Source organism: Streptomyces sp. NPDC057854, from assembly GCF_042797055.1.
Classification (GTDB): Bacteria; Actinomycetota; Actinomycetes; order Streptomycetales; family Streptomycetaceae; genus Streptomyces.
In genome coordinates, this window is record NZ_JBHVMF010000003.1 from 99,435 (window position 1) to 117,518 (window position 18,084).

At 72.9% G+C, this 18,084-nt stretch carries 18 protein-coding genes and 1 riboswitch; of the genes, 10 read left to right on the plus strand and 8 right to left on the minus strand.

The features are described from left to right. Positions 1-123 precede the first annotated feature (123 nt). Both cdgB and ACFVQZ_RS06695 read left to right on the plus strand, forming a co-directional pair. The gene (gene cdgB, locus ACFVQZ_RS06690) at positions 124-1,803 is read left to right on the plus strand and encodes a diguanylate cyclase CdgB (protein WP_383620142.1); all 1,680 of its coding nucleotides are present in this window, start codon (positions 124-126) and stop codon (positions 1,801-1,803) included. An 84-nt stretch (positions 1,804-1,887) separates the two neighbouring features. Beyond that, complete coding sequence (locus tag ACFVQZ_RS06695) at positions 1,888-2,856, plus strand: carbohydrate-binding protein (RefSeq protein ID WP_383620145.1); 969 nt, start codon at positions 1,888-1,890, stop codon at positions 2,854-2,856. A 24-nt stretch (positions 2,857-2,880) separates the two neighbouring features. On the opposite strand, the gene ACFVQZ_RS06700 is transcribed toward ACFVQZ_RS06695, so the two are convergent. From ACFVQZ_RS06700 to ACFVQZ_RS06710, 3 genes are all read right to left on the minus strand, one after another. Further along, on the minus strand, positions 2,881-3,807 hold the full coding sequence (locus ACFVQZ_RS06700) for a 1-phosphofructokinase family hexose kinase (protein ID WP_383620148.1): 927 nt from the start codon (positions 3,805-3,807) through the stop codon (positions 2,881-2,883). A gap of 139 nt (positions 3,808-3,946) precedes the next feature. Then, positions 3,947-5,116, minus strand: coding sequence for an N-acetylglucosamine-6-phosphate deacetylase (gene nagA, locus ACFVQZ_RS06705; RefSeq protein ID WP_030495595.1), 1,170 nt, complete (start codon positions 5,114-5,116; stop codon positions 3,947-3,949). Then, entirely contained in the window at positions 5,116-6,066 is a 951-nt protein-coding gene (locus ACFVQZ_RS06710) for an ROK family protein (protein ID WP_383620151.1), read from the minus strand. Before ACFVQZ_RS06710 ends, nagA begins: the two co-directional genes overlap by 1 nt. Before the next feature lie 230 nt (positions 6,067-6,296). Between ACFVQZ_RS06710 and ACFVQZ_RS06715 the strand changes: the two genes are divergently transcribed. The 3 genes from ACFVQZ_RS06715 (at position 6,297) to otsB (ending at position 8,783) form a co-directional block, all read left to right on the plus strand. Further along, entirely contained in the window at positions 6,297-7,580 is a 1,284-nt protein-coding gene (locus ACFVQZ_RS06715) for an ABC transporter substrate-binding protein (protein WP_383620154.1), read from the plus strand. A 26-nt stretch (positions 7,581-7,606) separates the two neighbouring features. After that, positions 7,607-7,867, plus strand: coding sequence for a DUF3263 domain-containing protein (locus ACFVQZ_RS06720; RefSeq protein WP_383620157.1), 261 nt, complete (start codon positions 7,607-7,609; stop codon positions 7,865-7,867). Between the two features lie 70 nt (positions 7,868-7,937). Next, on the plus strand, positions 7,938-8,783 hold the full coding sequence (otsB, locus tag ACFVQZ_RS06725; RefSeq protein ID WP_383620160.1) for a trehalose-phosphatase: 846 nt from the start codon (positions 7,938-7,940) through the stop codon (positions 8,781-8,783). A 36-nt stretch (positions 8,784-8,819) separates the two neighbouring features. Here the strand turns inward: otsB and ACFVQZ_RS06730 are convergent, their stop codons facing one another. Further along, positions 8,820-9,704, minus strand: coding sequence for an NAD(P)-dependent oxidoreductase (locus ACFVQZ_RS06730; protein ID WP_383620162.1), 885 nt, complete (start codon positions 9,702-9,704; stop codon positions 8,820-8,822). A gap of 97 nt (positions 9,705-9,801) precedes the next feature. Here ACFVQZ_RS06730 and ACFVQZ_RS06735 point away from each other — a divergent pair, with 97 nt between their 5' ends. Further along, entirely contained in the window at positions 9,802-10,176 is a 375-nt protein-coding gene (locus ACFVQZ_RS06735; protein WP_030498273.1) for a helix-turn-helix domain-containing protein, read from the plus strand. 5 nt (positions 10,177-10,181) lie between these two features. Here ACFVQZ_RS06735 and ACFVQZ_RS06740 read toward each other — a convergent pair whose 3' ends face one another. The 3 genes from ACFVQZ_RS06740 to ACFVQZ_RS06750 form a co-directional block, all read right to left on the minus strand. Then, positions 10,182-11,555, minus strand: coding sequence for a trehalose-6-phosphate synthase (locus ACFVQZ_RS06740; protein WP_383620165.1), 1,374 nt, complete (start codon positions 11,553-11,555; stop codon positions 10,182-10,184). Between the two features lie 84 nt (positions 11,556-11,639). Then, the gene (locus ACFVQZ_RS06745) at positions 11,640-12,029 is read right to left on the minus strand and encodes a hypothetical protein (RefSeq protein ID WP_383620167.1); all 390 of its coding nucleotides are present in this window, start codon (positions 12,027-12,029) and stop codon (positions 11,640-11,642) included. 38 nt (positions 12,030-12,067) lie between these two features. Beyond that, positions 12,068-13,009, minus strand: a complete 942-nt coding sequence (locus ACFVQZ_RS06750) for a glucosyl-3-phosphoglycerate synthase (protein ID WP_030498270.1) — start codon at positions 13,007-13,009, stop codon at positions 12,068-12,070. Between the two features lie 121 nt (positions 13,010-13,130). After that, a riboswitch (SAM riboswitch) is annotated at positions 13,131-13,273 on the plus strand. 17 nt (positions 13,274-13,290) lie between these two features. Here ACFVQZ_RS06750 and thrC point away from each other — a divergent pair. The 4 genes from thrC (at position 13,291) to groL (ending at position 17,527) form a co-directional block, all read left to right on the plus strand. Continuing rightward, the gene (thrC, locus tag ACFVQZ_RS06755) at positions 13,291-14,601 is read left to right on the plus strand and encodes a threonine synthase (RefSeq protein ID WP_383620169.1); all 1,311 of its coding nucleotides are present in this window, start codon (positions 13,291-13,293) and stop codon (positions 14,599-14,601) included. 23 nt (positions 14,602-14,624) lie between these two features. Beyond that, positions 14,625-14,903 carry a MoaD/ThiS family protein gene (locus ACFVQZ_RS06760; RefSeq protein ID WP_030498268.1) on the plus strand — a complete coding sequence of 93 codons (279 nt, stop codon included), beginning with the start codon at positions 14,625-14,627 and terminating at the stop codon, positions 14,901-14,903. A 437-nt stretch (positions 14,904-15,340) separates the two neighbouring features. Further along, entirely contained in the window at positions 15,341-15,544 is a 204-nt protein-coding gene (locus ACFVQZ_RS06765; RefSeq protein WP_030498267.1) for a cold-shock protein, read from the plus strand. A gap of 360 nt (positions 15,545-15,904) precedes the next feature. Next, positions 15,905-17,527, plus strand: a complete 1,623-nt coding sequence (groL, locus tag ACFVQZ_RS06770) for a chaperonin GroEL (RefSeq protein WP_030498266.1) — start codon at positions 15,905-15,907, stop codon at positions 17,525-17,527. A gap of 91 nt (positions 17,528-17,618) precedes the next feature. Here groL and ACFVQZ_RS06775 read toward each other — a convergent pair whose 3' ends face one another. Then, positions 17,619-17,954 (minus strand): deoxyxylulose-5-phosphate synthase, encoded by a 336-nt coding sequence (locus tag ACFVQZ_RS06775; protein WP_383620171.1) that lies wholly within the window; start codon positions 17,952-17,954, stop codon positions 17,619-17,621. Between the last annotated feature and the right edge of the window lie 130 nt (positions 17,955-18,084).

Consider the following 18,084-nt stretch of genomic DNA (forward strand, 5'->3'; position numbering starts at 1 on the left):
CCCACTATTTGCTGACCCTGTGTACCGGGTGCGCAGCTCGCTGTGATTCAGTGGCGGGGACAGTACAGCACGAAGCCGATGAGAACCCTGGAGTTGCTGTCGAGGTCTCGGGGAGAGCGAGCGATGGAGACCGAGTCGGAGCCGTACGTCCGTCTCTCGACCCTGCGACAGCTGCATCAGGTCGTGGCGGACCTGAACACCGCCCGCAGCCTGGCGGACACCCTGCAGACCGTCGCCGACGGCGTCGTCGCCGGTCTCAACTACCAGCTGGCCGCCGTCAACCTCGTCCGCCCCGACGGTGACCTGGTCGTCGCCGCGTTCGCCGGGGACCCCGCCGCCGAAGCCCTCATCACCGGCCGCGTCGGCTCCCGCGAGGCGTGGGACCGGCGGCTCGCCATGGGCGTCCCCTGGGGCGACCTGCGGTTCATCCCGCACACCGAGGGCTGGGTCCTCATGGACGACGACGTGCCGCAGTGGCACACCGACGGCCCCGCGCCCCGCTTCGAGGACGAGTGGCACCCGCACGACCGCCTCTACGCCCCCATGTACGCGTCGGGCACGGGCCGCGAACTGCTCGGCGTCATATCCGTCGACCGCCCGCGCAACGGCCGGCACCCCGGCCCCTGGGGACAGGAAGCCCTCCAGATGTACGCCTCCCAGTCCGCCATCGCGATCAGCAACGCCCGGCTCCGCTCCAACATGCAGCGCGCCCTCATCCGCCTGGAGCGCGAGCAGCAGGCCCTCCGCGCCAGCGAGGAGTCCTTCCGGCAGGCCTTCGAGTACGCCCCCTCCGGCATGGCCATCGCCGAGCTCGGCGGCGACCAGCACGGCCGGCTGCTCCGCACCAACGACGCCCTCTGCCGGCTCCTCGGCCGCCCCGCGTCCGTGATGCGCCGCTACTCCTTCGCCGACCTCGTCCACCCCGAGGACATCGGCACCCTGCTCCGCACCTCCGCCGAGGGCGGCCGGGCCGAGCTGCGGCTCGGCCGGCGCGACGGCACCTACGTCTGGGTGTCGCTGCGGAACTCGGTGGTCGCCGACGCCGCCGACGGGCCCCGCTTCCTGCTCACCCACGTCGAGGACATCGAGGAGCGCAAGCGGCACGAGCTCCAGCTCGCCCACCGCGCCTCCCACGACGCCCTCACCGGCCTGCCCAACAGCGCCGAGCTGCGCTCCCGGCTCTCCGCCCGGCTCTGCGAGCGCCCCGTCCCCTCCGGCACCGCCGCGGGCCCGGGCCCCGACGCCGGCTTCGGGTACGGCCCCGACCCGCTGCCGCTCGCCCAGGACGGCTACGAGTACGACCACGAGCACGAGCACGGCTTCGGCTTCGAGCCGGCGGGCGGCGGCGCGTACGACCACCACGTGCACACGGTCGCGCCGGCCGGCGGCGACACCGACGACGGCACCAAGGGGCTCGCGGTCCTCTTCTGCGACCTCGACGGCTTCAAGTCGATCAACGACCGCTTCGGGCACCACACCGGCGACGCCGTCCTCATCGAGGTGGCCCGGCGGCTCACCACCGGCGTCAGGGACGGTGACACCGTCGCTCGTCTGGGCGGTGACGAGTTCGTCGTCCTCGCCGACGGACTGGGCGCCGCCGACGCCGCCGACCTCGCCGTCCGGCTGCGGAACGCGATCATCCCGCCCATCCGGGTGGACGGCCGCGCGGTGCGGGTGGGGGCTAGTTTCGGCATCGGCTGGGCCGAGTGCGGGATGACCGTCGAAGAGGTCCTCAACTCCGCCGACCAGCGGATGTACGTGGAGAAACGGTCCCGTGCCAAGGTGCACCGCCGGGCCGGATGATCGTTCCCGGGACGGCGGGTTCATTCGTTCGGGGTAGGCTCGCCGGGTCGGCGACGGCTGGCGAGCATGGAGAGGATGACCCGGATGGCTGCCGGTAACGACGGCGCGAACAAGCCCGAGGACGACGATCCGTTCGGCTACCTGTACGCGGACGGACAGGCAGCGGCCGGCCGCGCCCCGCAGGGCGGCGGCTACGGCTACCCCGGCCCGGCGCAGGCCCAGCCGGGCGTCCCGCGCACCTCTTACAACCAGGTCAGGACGGTCGGCGAGCGCCAGTACGGGCAGCAGCCGGCCCAGCCGTACGTGCCGCCGCAGCAGCAGGCGCCGTACGGCCAGCCGCATCCGCAGTACGCGGCGCCCGAGACCTACGGCGGCGGCCAGCCGCCCCGCCACACCCCGCCCCCGCAGGGCCCGCGCGGCGGTGGCCGCGGCCCCAACACCAAGGGCCTGCTGATCGGCGCGGTCGCGGTCGTCGCGGTCGTGATCGGCGGTATCACCGCGGCGATCATCGGCAACCAGAACGACAAGAAGGACGAGTCGGCGGGCACCACGCCGACCGCCTCGGCCCCGGCCACCCCCAGCCAGGAGCCCACCGCCTCGGAGGAACCGTCCACCGAGCCGACCCAGGCCCCGCTGCCGAAGCAGGACGCGGCGACGCTCACGCTGGGCGGCGCCGCCACCGTCGGCAAGGACATCAAGGGCGCGAAGGGCCCGGGCGGCGCCTACGTGTCGCTCAACGGCGTCGGCGGCTCCGCGAGCTGGACCGTGGACGTCCCCGAGGCGGGCGACTACACGCTCAAGATCGTGTACAGCGTCCCGGGCAAGGACGCGGACGCCATGCTGACCGTGAACGGCCGCCCGCCGTACAAGATCAACATGAAGAACTACGCCCTCGCCCCGGAGGGCGACTGGGAGAAGGGGTGGACCACCACCTACGGCTACGCCACCCTCGACAAGGGCAGCAACTCCCTCAAGATCTCCTGCGAGCAGGGCAACTCCTGCGAGGCGATCATCGACCAGGTCTACCTGGAAGCGGGCAAGGCCGGTCAGTGACCCCCGGCGGCGGGGGCCCGCGGGTCACACCGCCGAAGACTCCGTGACGCGGATCTTCGGGAGGAGGTCGGCGAGGACCTGGGGGTCGTACTCGCCGGCCACCGGGGCGGCGACCGTCGCGGCCGAGAGGGCCGTCGCGTGGGCCAGGCGCTCCGGCCAGGGGGTTTCCGCGACCAGGCCGGCCAGGAGCGCGGCGACGACCGAGTCGCCCGCGCCCGTGGGGTTGCCGTGGACCCGCGCGGGCGGTGCCGCGTGCCAGAGGCCGTCCGGGGTGGCGGCGAGCAGGCCGTCGGGGCCCAGGGAGGCGACGACCGCGTGGGCGCCGCGGCGGCGGGCGTCCAGGGTGGCGCGGTGCGGGTCGCGGGAGCCGGTGAGGCCGGCCAGCTCGTCGGCGTTGGGCTTCACCAGGTCGGGGCGGGCGGCGATGCCGCGGCGGAGCGGTTCGCCGGAGGTGTCGAGGAGGACCGGGACGCCGGCCGCCCGGGCCGTACGGACCAGGTCCGCGTAGGCGCCCACGTGCACGCCCGGCGGGAGGCTGCCGCAGAGGGCGACGGCCGCGGCCCCGGGCAGGAGCTCCGCGTAGCGGGAGCGGAGGGCCGCCCACTCCTCGGGGGTGACGGCGGCGCCGGCCTCGTTGAACTGGGTGGTGTCGCCGGCGCCGGTGTCCACGACGGCGACCGTGCGGCGGGTGGCCGCCTCGGTGGCGACGAGCGCGTCGGTCAGCCGGGGGACCGGGGCCAGCAGCTCGCGGAGCCGGTCGCCGGTGGGTCCGCCGGCGAAGCCGGTGACGACCGTGTCGTGGCCGAGCGCGGCGAGCACCCGGGCGACGTTGACGCCCTTGCCGCCGGGCCGCTCGGCGCTGCGGGCGACGCGGTGGCTGGTGTGCGGGACGAGCGCCGGCACCTCGTAGGTGAGGTCCAGCGCCGTGTTGAGGGTGACCGTGACAATCACCTGTCCACCCCCCGTACTTCCGGTAAGACCTGTGGAGACAGCGCGATCATGCCAAAGGAACGGCGATCGGCCCAGACCCCGGGCCGCTCGCCGTCCCGTTTCCGCCCTGATCAGGCGGGATGTCAGGGGTGCCGGCCGGTCAGGCGGTCTGCGGCACCCGCGCGGTGACGCCCTGCGGGGCGACGATCCACTCGCCCTTGCGCATGACGCCCTTGACGTCGAAGGCGTCGTCCAGGACGACGAGGTCGGCGTCCTTGCCGGGCTCCAGGGAGCCGACCCGGTCGTAGACGCCGAGGAGGCGCGCCGGGTTGGCGGAGAGGGCCTGGACGACGGACTCGACGGGCAGCCGGTCGATCGTGGCGGCGCGCTTGAAGGCGCGGTCCAGGGTGAGGGTGGAGCCGGCGATGGAGCCGCCCTCGACGAGGCGGGCCACGCTGTCCTTCACCTCGACCTCCAGCGGGCCCAGCATGTAGCGCCCGTCGCCGAAGCCGGCCGCGTCCATGGCGTCGGTGATGAAGGCGACGCGCTCGGGGCCGGCGTGGTGGAAGGCGAGTTCCAGGGCGGCCGGGTGGAGGTGGGTGCCGTCGTTGATGAGCTCGACGGTGATCCGCTCGTCCTCCAGGAGCGCGGCGATCGGGCCGGGCGCGCGGTGGCCGAGGCCGGGCATCGCGTTGTAGAGGTGGGTGGCGACGGTGGCGCCGGCGTCGATGGCCTCGACGGTCTGCTCGTAGCTGGCGTCGGTGTGGCCGATGGCGGCGATGACGCCGTGCTCGGCCAGCAGGCGTACGGAGTCGATGCCGCCGGGCAGTTCGGTCGCGAGGGTGACCATCTTGGCCTGCCCGCGGGCGGCGTCGATCAGCTTGAGGACGTCGGCCGGGTGCGGGTCGCGCAGCAGGGTCTCGTCGTGGGCGCCCTTGCGGCAGGGGCTGATGAACGGGCCCTCGAAGTGCAGGCCGGCGATCTCGCCCTGTTCGGCGAGTTCGGACAGCAGGCCGGCCCGCGCGGTCAGGAACTCCATGTCGCCGGTGACGAAGGACGCGACGACGGTGGTGGTGCCGTGCAGCCGGTGGGTGTGGACGCCCCTGAGGACGTCGTCGACGGTGCCGGAGGTGAAGGAGGCGCCGCCGCCGCCGTGGTTGTGCATGTCGACGAAGCCGGGGACCAGCCAGTGGCCGGTGAGGTCGAGCACCGGGGCGCCCTCGGGGGCGGAGCCGGCGATCCTGCCGCCGTCGACGATCACGCGTCCGTTCTCGACGATCCCGGTGGGCAGCACGACACGTGCGCCGGAGAGAACCTTGTGATCGGACATCAGGCGGAGACCTCCGGGTCGGTGGGGTGCTGGTCGGCGAGCAGGTCCCAGGCGAGGAGGCCCGCGCCCAGGCATCCGGCGGTGTCCCCGAGGGCCGCCGGGACGATGGCGGGCAGCTTCTGGAAGGTCACACGTGCCTCCACCGCGGCCCGCAGGGGTGTGAACAAGGTTTCCCCGGCCTCGGCCAGTCCGCCACCGATGACGAGCGTGCGGGGGTCCAGCAGGGTGAGGGCGGTGACCAGGCCGTCGGCGAGGGCGTCCACCGCCTCCTGCCAGACCCGTACGGCCACGAGGTCGCCGGACTCGACCGCCTTGGCGCAGTCGGCGGCGTCCGCGTCGGGGTCGCCGGACGCCTCGGCCCACGCCTGGGAGACGGCGGAGGCGGAGGCGTACCGCTCCAGGCAGCCGCGCTGGCCGCAGCCGCAGGCGGTGCCGCCGGGGCGGACGACGACGTGGCCGATCTCGCCGGCGTAGCCGTGGGCGCCGGCCTCGATGCGGTCGCCGATGCCGATGGCGCCGGCGATGCCGGTGCCGAGGGGGACGAAGAGGAAGCGGTCGGCGCCGTTCCCGGCGCCGATGCGGCCCTCGGCGAGGCCGCCGGTGCGCACGTCGTGGCCGAGGGCGACGGGGAGGCCGCCGAGCCGGGCGCTGAGGAGCGCGCGCAGGGGGACGTCGCGCCAGCCGAGGTTGGCGGCGTAGACGGCGATGCCGTTCTCGGCGTCGACGATGCCGGGGACGGCGACGCCGGCCGCCGCGGCGTCCTCGCCGAACCGCTCCCGGCCGACGGCCTGGAGCTCCGCGGCGAAGCCGAGGATGGTCTCGACCACGGCGTCGGGGCCGCGGCGGCGCCCGGTGGCGCGGCGGGCCTCGTGGAGCAGGGTGCCGTCCGCCCCGACGAGGGCGGCCTTCATGCCGGTGCCGCCCACATCCAGGGCGATGACGTGTCTCACGGGGGACAGTCTCGCGCGAGACCGCCCTAAAGGTCTAGTCCACTGCCGAGGATTGTTGCGCTCGGATACAAATTCGAGGCCCATGGTGTGGGGGGTTTGTGGCGAAGGTCCCCCCGGAGTTGCGGAAGGGATACCCCACTGGTGTAGACCTCTTTCCCTGGGGTGGCCGGGACCTGTGGTCCCGCCCCGGACGAACATGCAGCTCACTGCTGCTCAACGACGAGCAAAAGGTGGATGAAGCCGTGGAGCGGCGACGATTCCTTGGACTGACCGCGGCCGCCGCCGCCCTCGGCCTGACCGCCACGGTCGCCGGCTGCGGCACCCTCGGCGGGGACGGCGGCGACGTGACCCTGCGCCTGGTCGCCGCCGACTACGACCTCACCGGCGGCAACACCACGCAGAAGTACTGGGACGGCGTCGTCACCGCCTTCCAGGCCGCCCACCCCGGCATCAAGGTCCAGGTGCAGATCGAGTCCTGGGACGACGTCGACCGCAAGGTCGCCGAGATGGTGAAGGCCGGCCAGGCCCCCGACGTCGCCCAGATCGGCGCCTACGCCGACTACGCCGCCGCCGGCCAGCTCTACTCCGCCGACGAACTCCTCACCATCCCCGTGCAGGCCAACTTCGTCCCCGCGCTCGCCGAGGCCGGCCAGCACGACCGCATCCAGTACGGACTGCCGTTCGTCGCCTCCACCCGCCCGCTCTTCTACAACACCGCCCTCTTCGACAAGGCCGGCGTCGAACCCCCCACCACCTGGGACGACCTCGCCGAGACCGCGGCCAAGCTGAAGGAGGCCGGGGTCCGCACCCCCTTCGCCCTCCCCCTCGGCCCCGAGGAGGCCCAGGCCGAGTCCCTGATGTGGCTGCTCGCCGCCGGCGGCGGCTGGACCGACGACTCCGGCCGGTACGCCGTCGACGCCGAGGCCAACGTCCAGACCTTCACCTGGCTGAAGGACGAACTCGTCGGCCAGGGCCTCACCGGCCCCGTCGCCCCCGGCAAGCTCAACCGCAAGGCCGCCTTCGCCGCCTTCGCGCGCGGTGAGGTCGGCATGCTCAACGGCCACCCGTCGCTGCTCCAGGAGGCCGCCAGGCAGGGCGTCAAGGTCGGCCAGGCGCCGCTGCCCGGCATCGACGGCCCCGCCAAGGCCACCATGGGCGTCGCCGACTGGATCATGGGCTTCAAGCAGAACGGCCACCGCCAGGAGATAGGCACGTTCCTCGACTTCGTCTTCAGCGACGAGAACGTGCTGAAGTTCGCCGGCGACAACGACCTGCTGCCCGTCACCGTCTCCGCCTCCACCCGCATGGAGACCGACGCCGAGCACGCGGGCCTGCGCCAGTTCCTGAAGGCGCTGCCCACCGCCCAGCTCCCGCCGGTCGGCAAGACCTCGTGGGCCAAGGTCAGCGAGACCATCAAGGCCGAGATCGGCAAGGCCGTCACCCCGGCGGGCCGCCCCGCCGACGTCCTCGGCGCCATCGCCCGCACGGCGACCACGGCGGAGGCGGCGGAGTAGCGCTCCCGGTTCTCTAGGCTGGACGCATGAGCGAAGAGCCGCGGGAGCCCGGGAGCGACCCCTCCGGACTGGGGGAGCGGGAGCGGGCCGTGCTCGCCGTCGAACGCCGCTCCTGGCCCGGCCCCGGCGCCAAGGAGCGGGCCGTCCGCGAGGGCCTCGGCCTCTCCCCGACCCGCTACTACCAGCTGCTCAACGCGCTCCTCGACGACCCGCGCGCCCTCGCCCACGACCCGGTCACCGTCAACCGGCTGCGCCGGGTCCGCGAGGAGAAGCGGCGCCGCCGATGACGCCGCCGGAGACCAAACCAGGAGCCTTGTCACGCTGACGGCGGCGGCCCGCGTGGGTAGGGTCGACCGTATGGTCAGCAGCCTTCCGCACCCGGCCACACCCGCCGGCCGCGACGGCCTGGACGCACTGCTCGCGCGTCCGTCCGAGGCCGTCGTCGCCCTCGACTTCGACGGGACGCTCGCCGAGATCGTCCCCGACCCCGAGCAGGCCCGCGCCCACCCCGGCGCCGTCCCCGCGCTCGCCGCCCTCGCCCCGCACGTCGCCGCCGTCGTCGTCGTGACCGGCCGCCCCGCCGGAGTCGCCGTCCGGCACGGCGGGCTCGCCGGCGTACCGGGCCTCGACCACCTCACCGTCCTCGGCCACTACGGCGCCGAACGCTGGGACGCCGCCACCGGCGCCGTCACCGCCGCCGCCCCCCACCCCGGCGTCGCCGCCGTCCGCGCCGAACTCCCCGGCTTCCTCGACCGGCACGGCGCCTGGCCCGGCGTCTGGATCGAGGAGAAGGGCCGCGCCGTCGCCGTCCACACCCGCCGCGCCCAGGACCCGCAGGGCGCCTTCGACGCCCTCAAGGACCCGCTCGCCGGACTGGCCGCCGCACACGGCCTCGTCCTGGAGCCCGGCCGCCTGGTCCTGGAGCTGCGGCCCCCGGGCATGGACAAGGGCGTGGCGCTGGCGGGGTTCGTACGCGAGAAGGACGCCGGCTCCGTGCTGTACGCCGGGGACGACCTGGGCGACCTGCCCGCCTTCGCCGCCGTGGAGAAGCTGCGCGGCGACGGCCTCCCCGGCCTCCTCGTCTGCTCCGGCTCGACGGAGGTCCCCGAACTCGCCGACCGCGCCGACCTGGCGGTGGACGGCCCGGCCGGGGTGGTCGCACTCCTGGCGGACCTGGCGAGGGCGGTACGGGGGGAGGACTGAAGGCACGCCCTCACCGCGTCCCAGACCCTCACCGCGTCACCGCAGCAGCAGGTCCACCACGCCCGTCAGGTCCTCCGACGGGTCGCCCTCGGCGAGGCGGCGGCGCATCAGGGCGAAGTAGGGGGTGAGGAGTTCGGGGCTGACGCCCTGGTCGGCGGCGGTGGTGAGGAAGGTGGGGGTGCCCGCGGTCTGCATGCCGAGGTTGCTCACCACGTTGGTCGTGTAGTCGCCGCTCGTCAGCTGGTCGGCGGTCTGGGTGATGTGCGGGCCGGCCATGGCCGTGAGCCATTCGGTGAGCAGCGGGGCGAGGGAGGCCGGGTCGACGTCCTCCTTGCGGATCAGCGCGAAGGCGTGGGCGACGCCGGAGAACATGCCGTACATGGCGCTGAGCAGGGCCACGTCGTGGAGGGCCGCGTGGCCCGGGTCGGTGCCGACGAACCGGGTGCCGAGGGGGACGGCGAGGGTGGCCTCGTGGGTCTCGAAGAGGTCCCGGGCGCCGCTGTAGAAGGCGTAGCCGCCGGCCTGCGGGACGCCGACCATCGGCGGGACGGCCATGATGCCGCCGTCCACGTAGCGGGCGCCGCGGGCGGTGGCCCAGGTGGCGCGGGCGCGGGCCTCGGCGGGGGTCGTGGTCGTGAGGTTGACGACGTCCTTGCCGGTGAGGTCGGCGGTGTCGAGGGCGGCCCCGACCGAGGCGTCGTCCAGCAGGCAGACGATCACCAGGCCGTTCGCCGCGATCGCGTCGGCGGCGGTGGCGGCGACCGTCGCGCCCTCCGCGGCGAGCGGTTCGGCGCGGGCGGCGGTGCGGTTCCAGACGGTGAGGGGGTGGCCGGCGGCGAGCCAGGCGTGGGCGAGGGCGGTGCCCATGGCACCGAGGCCGAGGAGGGTGACGGGGGTCTTGGCGTGCGCGGTCGCTGTCATGTCCCCAAGGCTCTGCCAGGGCCGCGGGCCGCTCAAGTACGCACTTGGGAGTGGGTGGTTACCCTGAGGTGAGCGAGCAGGTCAGGAGGGTGGACGGATGGCGACGGTGAACCGGCCCGAGGACGACGACGGGCACGTCTGCGGCATCGACACCGCCATGGAGGTCATCGGCGGCAAGTGGAAGGTGCTCATCCTGTGGGCGCTCCACGAGGGTCCCGAGCGGCGCTTCGGCGAGCTGCGGCGGATGGTGCCGGGCATCACGGAGAAGGTCCTGGCCTCGCACCTGCGGGAGATGGAGGCGGACGGGATCGTCCGCCGCGTCTCGTACGACGAGGTGCCGCCGCGCGTCGAGTACGGCCTCACCAAGGACGGCCTCCGCCTCAACGACGCCCTGGAACCGCTCGCGGCCTGGGGCCGGGAGCGGCGGGAGGCGTCCGGCGGGCAGGGGCAGGACTCCGGGCAGGGCGGTTAGGGCGGTCAGGACGGTTTGCGGAGGGCGTCCAGCTGGTCGAGGAACCAGCGCCGCGGCGGCAGGGCCGTGGCCGCCTCCGCGAGCCGGGCGGTGCGCGCGGCCCGCTCGTCCGGCGGCATCGTCAGCGCCCGGTGCAGCGCCTCGGCGGTGCCGGAGACGTCGTACGGGTTCACCGTGAGCGCGTGCTCGCGCAGCTCCCGGTAGGCGCCGGCGCCCCGCGACAGGACCAGGGCGCAGCCGGCGTCGGAGACCACCGGTATCTCCTTCGCGACCAGGTTCATGCCGTCGCGGACCGGGTTCACCAGGGCCACGTCGGCGAGGCGGTACGCGGCGAGGGAGCGGGTGAAGTCGTCCTCGACGGAGACCAGGACCGGCTGCCAGTCGGCGGTGCCGAACTCGGCGTTGATCTCCTCGGCCAGCTCCACGACGGACGCGGTGTACGCGCGGTACGACTCCAGGTCCTGCCGGGAGGGGTACGCGGACGCCAGGTGGACGACCTCGCCGCGCCACTCGGGGTGCGCGGTGAGCAGTTCGCGGTACGCGAGCAGGCCGCGCAGGATGTTCTTGGACAGTTCGGTGCGGTCGACGCGGACGATCGTCTTCCGGCCGCCGGTCTCCTCGCGGAGGCGGGCCAGCCGCTCGTCGACCTGGGGGCGGTGGGCGAGGGCCCGCAGGTCGTCGCCGTCGACGCCGAGCGCGTACACCCGGATCCGGGTGCCGTCCGTGCCGGACCCGCCCAGCCGGGCGCAGCAGGCGCGGAAGTGCTCCGCCCACTCCTCCGTGTGGAAGCCGAGCTCGTCGGCGCCCAGCATGCCCCGCAGCAGCTCCTCGACGATGTCGTCCGGCACCATCGCCAGGTACTCCGCCGACGCCCACGGGGTGTGCGTGAAGTGGCCGATCCTGAGGTCGGGGCGGAGCGCGCGGAGCATCCCGGGGACCAGTGCCAGGTGGTAGTCCTGCACCAGGACCGCCGCGCCGTCGCCGGCCTCGGCGGCCAGCGCCTCCGCGAACGCGCGGTTGTAGGCGCGGTACGCCTCCCAGCGGCGGCGGAACTCCGCGTCGAAGACGGGCTCGCGCGGGATGTCGTACAGGTGGTGGTGGAGGAACCAGAGCGTCGCGTTCGCCACGCCGTTGTACGCGTCGGCGTACACCTCCGGGTCGATGTCCAGCATCCGCACCCCGGGCTCCGCGACGCCGCGCCGGACGGCCTCGCGGTCGCCGTCGCCGAGCGCCGCGCAGACCCAGAGGCTGTCCTCGGAGTCCACGGCGCTGAGCCCGGAGACGAGGCCGCCCCCGCCCCGGCGGGAGGAGAGCGTGCCGTCGTCTCCGAGCGTGTACGAGACGGGCCCGCGGTTGGATGCGACGAGTACGGAAACCATGTGGCGAACCTAGCCCGTCCCGGAAACGCTCAAACGTACGTATACGAGACGCGCCGATCCGGCCACGGAGCGTCGCGCCGCAGGTCAGTCGCCCCGGCCGCGCATCGCCGCCCTGGCGACCAGGCCCGTGCCCGCGAGGACGACCGCCAGCGCGCCGAGCAGCCACAGCCGCTCCCCGCCGCGGCCGGTCGCGGCCATCGGCGCGGGGGGCGAGGGTGCCGGGGCCGGCGCGGACGGCGCCGGGGCCGGCCGCACCGTGCGCGGGCTCGCCGTCCCGGTGACCCGCGGCTCCGGCACCGGCACCGGGAACGCGAGCCCGGCGGGGGCGTCGGACTCCTTCTGGTACCGCTGCCCGAAGGGTTCGACGACGACGTCGGCGGCGGCGGCCGGTCCGGCCGCCGCGAGCGGGAGGGCGGTCGCGGCGAGGAGGCCGGCCGCGAGCACCCGGACGGCGTGAGATCGTACGAAGCGCATAAAAGGGCAATGTAGGCAAAACCGACGATCTGCGGACGTTACGCCACGCGGCGGTGCGCGTACTCCGCGATCTCGGCCATCGGCGGGCGCTCCTCCGTGTCCACCGCGTACGTCCGCGGCTCGAAACCGTGCGCGCCGCGCTCGAACTGGGTGAGCACCGGGCGGACGAGGTGGCCGCGCGAGAGCCGCAGCTGCGCCGTGCGGTAGATCGCCGCCGCCATCCGGCCGAGCGCCTGCCCGTCCTGGTGCCGGTGCTTGCGCACGCCCACGTCGACCTGCGCGAGCGCGTCGAGGCCCACCGTGTGCAGCGCGTCCACCAGCAGGCCCAGCTCCACTCCGTAACCGACGGGGAAGGGGAGCCGTTCCAGCAGCGAGCGGCGCGCCGCGTACTCGCCGCCCAGCGGCTGGACGAAGCCGGCCAGCCGCGGCCAGTGCAGATTCAGCAGCGGGCGCGCCACCAGCTCCGTCACCCGGCCGCCCTGACCAGGGGTGTCGCCGAACGGGCGGTCGTACATGGCCTTCACGAAGTCCACGTCGGGGTCGGTGAGCAGCGGTCCGACGATCCCCGTGACGAAGTCCGCCGAGAAGTCCCGCAGGTCCGCGTCCACGAAGCAGACCACGTCCCCGCTCGTCACCATCAGTGACCGCCACAGGACCTCGCCCTTGCCGGGGACGGCCGGTATCCCGGGGAGGATCGCGTCCCGCGCGACGACCCGCGCCCCGGCCGCCGCCGCGACCTCGGCCGTGCGGTCGGTGGAGCCCGAGTCGACCACCACCAGCTCGTCGACCAGCGGCACCGCCTCGGTCATCAGCTCGCGCCGGATCACGCGGACGATGTCCCCGACGGTCGCCTCCTCGTTCAGCGCGGGCAGCACCACACTGACCGTCGTCCCGCGCTTGGCGGCGAGCACCCGTTCCAGGGGGCGGTCGGACACGGACCAGGACCGCCGGGTCAGCCAGCGCTCCACTTCTTCCAGCAACGTGATCTCCATCTCGCGGATCGGACGACCGTCTCCACCTTCGAAGCCTTCGGTTACAGTCTTGAACAACGCGGAGGCCCGGTGCATGTCGGGGTCCCGCCCGCGTCTCACAATCGAATACCGCTCATCCAGAGGGGCAGAGGGATACGGCCCGTTGAAGCCCCGGCAACCCTCCAGTCGGTTTGTCTTGCGTCCGCGAGGCCCCCGGCTAGGGAAGGTGCCAAATCCGTCTCATGGCGAAATGCGCCATGAGGAAGATGAGGAGAAAGGGCCTCGCCTCCATGGCTGTACAGACCGTCGCACCCGCCAACGCCGCTGCCGACAACGCCGCCCCCGCCGTCGACCTCGGTCCCGCGTCCGGACTTTCCTGCCGCGAGTGCGGCGAGGTCTTCCCCCTCGGCCCGATCTTCGCCTGCGAGCTGTGTTTCGGCCCCCTCGAAGTGGCCTATGACCTGCCCACCGGCGACCCCGAGGAGCTGCGGAAGCGGATCGAGGCCGGACCCGCGAACATCTGGCGGTACGCGCCCCTGCTGCCCGTCCCCGCCGACGTCGCCGAGAAGCCGAACCTGAACCCCGGCTGGACCCCGCTCGTCAAGGCCGACAACCTCGCCCGCGAACTCGGCGTCGCCCCCGGCAAGCTGTTCGTCAAGGACGACTCCGGCAACCCGACCCACTCCTTCAAGGACCGGGTCGTCGCCCAGGCCCTGGAGGCCGCCCGCGCCTTCGGCTTCACCACCCTCTCCTGCTCCTCCACCGGCAACCTGGCCGGCGCCGTCGGCGCCGCCGCCGCCCGCGCCGGCTTCCGCTCCTGCGTCTTCATCCCGCACGACCTGGAGCAGGGCAAGGTCGTCATGGCCGGCGTCTACGGCGGTGACCTCGTCGCCATCGAGGGCAACTACGACGACGTCAACCGCTTCTGCTCGGAGCTCATCGGCGACCCGCTCGGCGAGGGCTGGGGCTTCGTCAACGTCAACCTCCGCCCGTACTACGGCGAGGGCTCCAAGACGCTCGCGTACGAGATCTGCGAGCAGCTCGGCTGGGTCATCCCCGACCAGCTCGTCATCCCGATCGCGTCCGGCTCCCAGCTGACGAAGATCGACAAGGGGCTCCAGGAGCTCATCAAGCTGGGCCTGGTCGAGGACAAGCCGTACAAGATCTTCGGCGCCCAGGCCGAGGGCTGCTCCCCGGTGTCCGCCGCCTTCAAGGCCGGCCACGACGTGGTCCGCCCGCAGAAGCCGAACACCATCGCCAAGTCCCTCGCCATCGGCAATCCGGCGGACGGCCCGTACGTCCTCGACATCGCCCGCCGCACCGGCGGCGCCGTGGAGGACGTCACCGACGAGCAGGTCGTGGACGCCATCAAGCTGCTCGCCCGGACCGAGGGCGTCTTCGCGGAGACGGCGGGCGGCGTGACCGTCGGCGTGACCCGCAAGCTCGTCGAGGCCGGCGTGATCGACCCGAACCTCACCACCGTCGTCCTCAACACCGGCGACGGGCTCAAGACCCTGGACGCCGTGGCCGACAGTTCTCAGGCGACCGCCACCATCCGCCCGAGCCTGGACGCGTTCCGCGACGCGGGCCTGGCCCACTGACTCAGAGAGGTACGACGACCGCCATGGCCGTGAACGTCCGCATCCCCACCATCCTCCGCACCTACACCGGCGGGCGGTCCGAGGTCCCCGCCGAGGGCGCGACCCTCGCCGAGGTCATCGCCGACCTGGAGAAGAACCACACCGGCATCGCCGCCCGCGTCCTGGACGACCAGGGCAAGCTGCGCCGCTTCGTGAACGTCTACGTGAACGACGACGACGTGCGCTTCGAGCAGGGCCTGGAGACCGCCACGCCGGACGGCGCGGGCGTCTCGATCATCCCGGCCGTCGCCGGCGGCTGCTGACCCCCGCCGCGGGCCGTTCGGCCGACCCCTTCGCCGTTACCCGGCGGTACTGAATTGCCCCCTCCGCGAGAGAAAGCGGAGGGGGCAATTCTGCATGGTTGAGCGCGGTAGAGTTGGGGAAGTCCCCTCCGCCGCTCATGCCGGACGCATATGAGTGCGGACCAGGACCTGACAAGAATGCGACAACAAGCGGCCGAAAAGCGCGCGCACTCTGCCCCTTATGTGCCCTTTGCCCGGCCCGACTTGCCCCGCAATTCGAGGATTTCTTCCCGATCCCCCTTTCCGCGCCCTTCAGAATTCCCGGTCGATTGCCCTGTTGCAGAGGGCAGTTGGACAGATACATTCAGCGGCGGTCGACGCGTTCCGGCGCAGGTTCTGACCCGGGTCCGCGAAGTGCGGGTCCGCTCAAGGGCCAGTACGTAATAGGGGAGTTAGGCATGGCTCAGGGCACCGTCAAGTGGTTCAACGCGGAGAAGGGCTACGGCTTCATCGCGGTCGACGGTGGTGCGGATGTTTTCGTCCACTACAGCGCCATCCAGATGGATGGGTACCGCAGCCTCGAAGAGGGCCAGCGAGTCGAGTTCGAGATCTCGCAGGGCCAGAAGGGTCCGCAGGCGGACATGGTCAAGGTCACCGCCTGAGGCACGGCGCGATCGGCCACCGGCGTCTCGTCGTCGAGGGGCCCGCATCCACCACGGATGCGGGCCCCTCGCGCGTTCCCGGACCGGTGCGGCGGGGCGGTCCGGGGGCGCGGCGGGCCCGCGCGGCGGGAGGGGGCGGCGTGGACCTGCCCGATCCACGAGAGTCGCTTGCACTCTCCTAGGGCGAGTGCTAATCATTGGCGTTAGCACTCGGAAGGTGAGAGTGCTACGAGGATCGAGCAGACGAGGCCGCCGACCCGGGTGGGGCAAGGAACCACGCGGAGCGCGGAGGCCGTCCGTCGCGGGCGTCGGCGCGTTCCTGGAGCGTTATCCACCCCATGTCCGGGAGGACCACTTCACATGGCCAAGATCATCGCGTTCGACGAGGAGGCCCGGCGCGGTCTCGAGCGCGGCATGAACCAGCTCGCTGACGCCGTCAAGGTCACCCTCGGCCCCAAGGGCCGCAACGTCGTCCTCGAGAAGAAGTGGGGCGCCCCCACGATCACCAACGATGGTGTCTCCATCGCCAAGGAGATCGAGCTCGAGGACCCGTACGAGAAGATCGGCGCCGAGCTGGTCAAGGAAGTCGCCAAGAAGACGGACGACGTCGCCGGCGACGGCACGACCACCGCCACCGTCCTCGCCCAGGCGCTCGTCCGCGAGGGCCTCCGCAACGTCGCCGCCGGCGCCAACCCGATGGCCCTCAAGCGCGGCATCGAGAAGGCCGTCGAGGCCGTCTCCGGCGCCCTGCTCGACCAGGCGAAGGAGGTCGAGACGAAGGAGCAGATCGCCTCCACCGCCTCCATCTCCGCCGCCGACACCCAGATCGGCGAGCTCATCGCCGAGGCCATGGACAAGGTCGGCAAGGAAGGCGTCATCACCGTCGAGGAGTCGCAGACCTTCGGTCTGGAGCTCGAGCTCACCGAGGGCATGCGCTTCGACAAGGGCTACATCTCGGCGTACTTCGCGACCGACATGGAGCGCATGGAGGCCGCGCTCGAGGACCCGTACATCCTCATCGTCAACTCCAAGATCTCCTCCGTGAAGGACCTCCTCCCGCTCCTGGAGAAGGTCATGCAGTCGGGCAAGCCGCTGCTGATCATCGCCGAGGACGTCGAGGGCGAGGCCCTGTCGACCCTGGTCGTCAACAAGATCCGCGGCACCTTCAAGTCCGTCGCCGTCAAGGCCCCGGGCTTCGGCGACCGCCGCAAGGCCATGCTCCAGGACATCGCCATCCTCACCGGCGGCACGGTCATCTCCGAGGAGGTCGGCCTCAAGCTCGAGTCGGCCGGTCTCGACCTGCTGGGCCGCGCCCGCAAGGTCGTCATCACCAAGGACGAGACCACCATCGTCGACGGTGCCGGTGACAGCGAGCAGGTCGCGGGCCGCGTGAACCAGATCCGCGCCGAGATCGAGAACAGCGACTCCGACTACGACCGCGAGAAGCTCCAGGAGCGCCTCGCGAAGCTCGCCGGCGGCGTGGCGGTCATCAAGGCCGGTGCCGCGACCGAGGTCGAGCTCAAGGAGCGCAAGCACCGCATCGAGGACGCCGTGCGCAACGCCAAGGCGGCCGTCGAGGAGGGCATCGTCGCCGGCGGTGGCGTGGCCCTGCTCCAGGCCTCCAGCGTCTTCGAGAAGCTGGAGCTGGACGGCGACGAGGCCACCGGTGCCGCGATCGTCAAGCTCGCCCTGGAGGCCCCGATCAAGCAGATCGCGGTCAACGCCGGCCTCGAGGGCGGCGTCGTGGTCGAGAAGGTGCGCAACCTGACCCCGGGCCACGGCCTCAACGCCGCGACCGGCGAGTACGTCGACCTGGTCGCCGAGGGCATCATCGACCCGGCCAAGGTGACGCGCTCCGCGCTGCAGAACGCCGCGTCGATCGCCGCGCTGTTCCTCACCACCGAGGCCGTCATCGCCGACAAGCCGGAGAAGGCCGCGGCCCCGGCCGGCGGCGGCATGCCGGGCGGTGACATGGACTTCTGATCCTGACGGATCGGTGGTTCATCGCTGAAACGCGAACCGAGGGCGGCACTCCCCAGCAGGGGGTGCCGCCCTCGGCGCGTTCCCGGCCCGCTCAGACGACGGGCCGGACGAGGGCCTCGGCGAGCGGTTCGCCGGTCCGGCGGGCGTACGCGACGCGCGCCTTCACCTCGGCGAGCGTCCGGGGCCGGTAGCCGGGGCCGCAGCAGTTCTGGCAGCAGGAGAAGTCGAAGCGCACCCCGGCTCGCAGCAGCACTGCCAGCACCCGCCACCCCTCGTCGTCCCGCCGCCGCGGCGGCTGGAACACCGCCCCGACCCCGGTCATCGGCTCCCCGCAGCGGGGACACCGGTGCTCCTGCCCGTGCTCGCGCCCCTGCTTGTACGAGCCCCGGCACGGCAGGCACACGTACGCCGTCCTGTGGATACGCATGGCGGCAGGGTAGGACGGCCCGGCCCCACGGGGCCCGCCCATTTCGGGGCGCCGCCGGACGGGGACCCTCCACTTCCCGTCGGGTTTCGGCCAGTTGTACGATCACGCCAGCCGGCAGGTGGGGGGCATC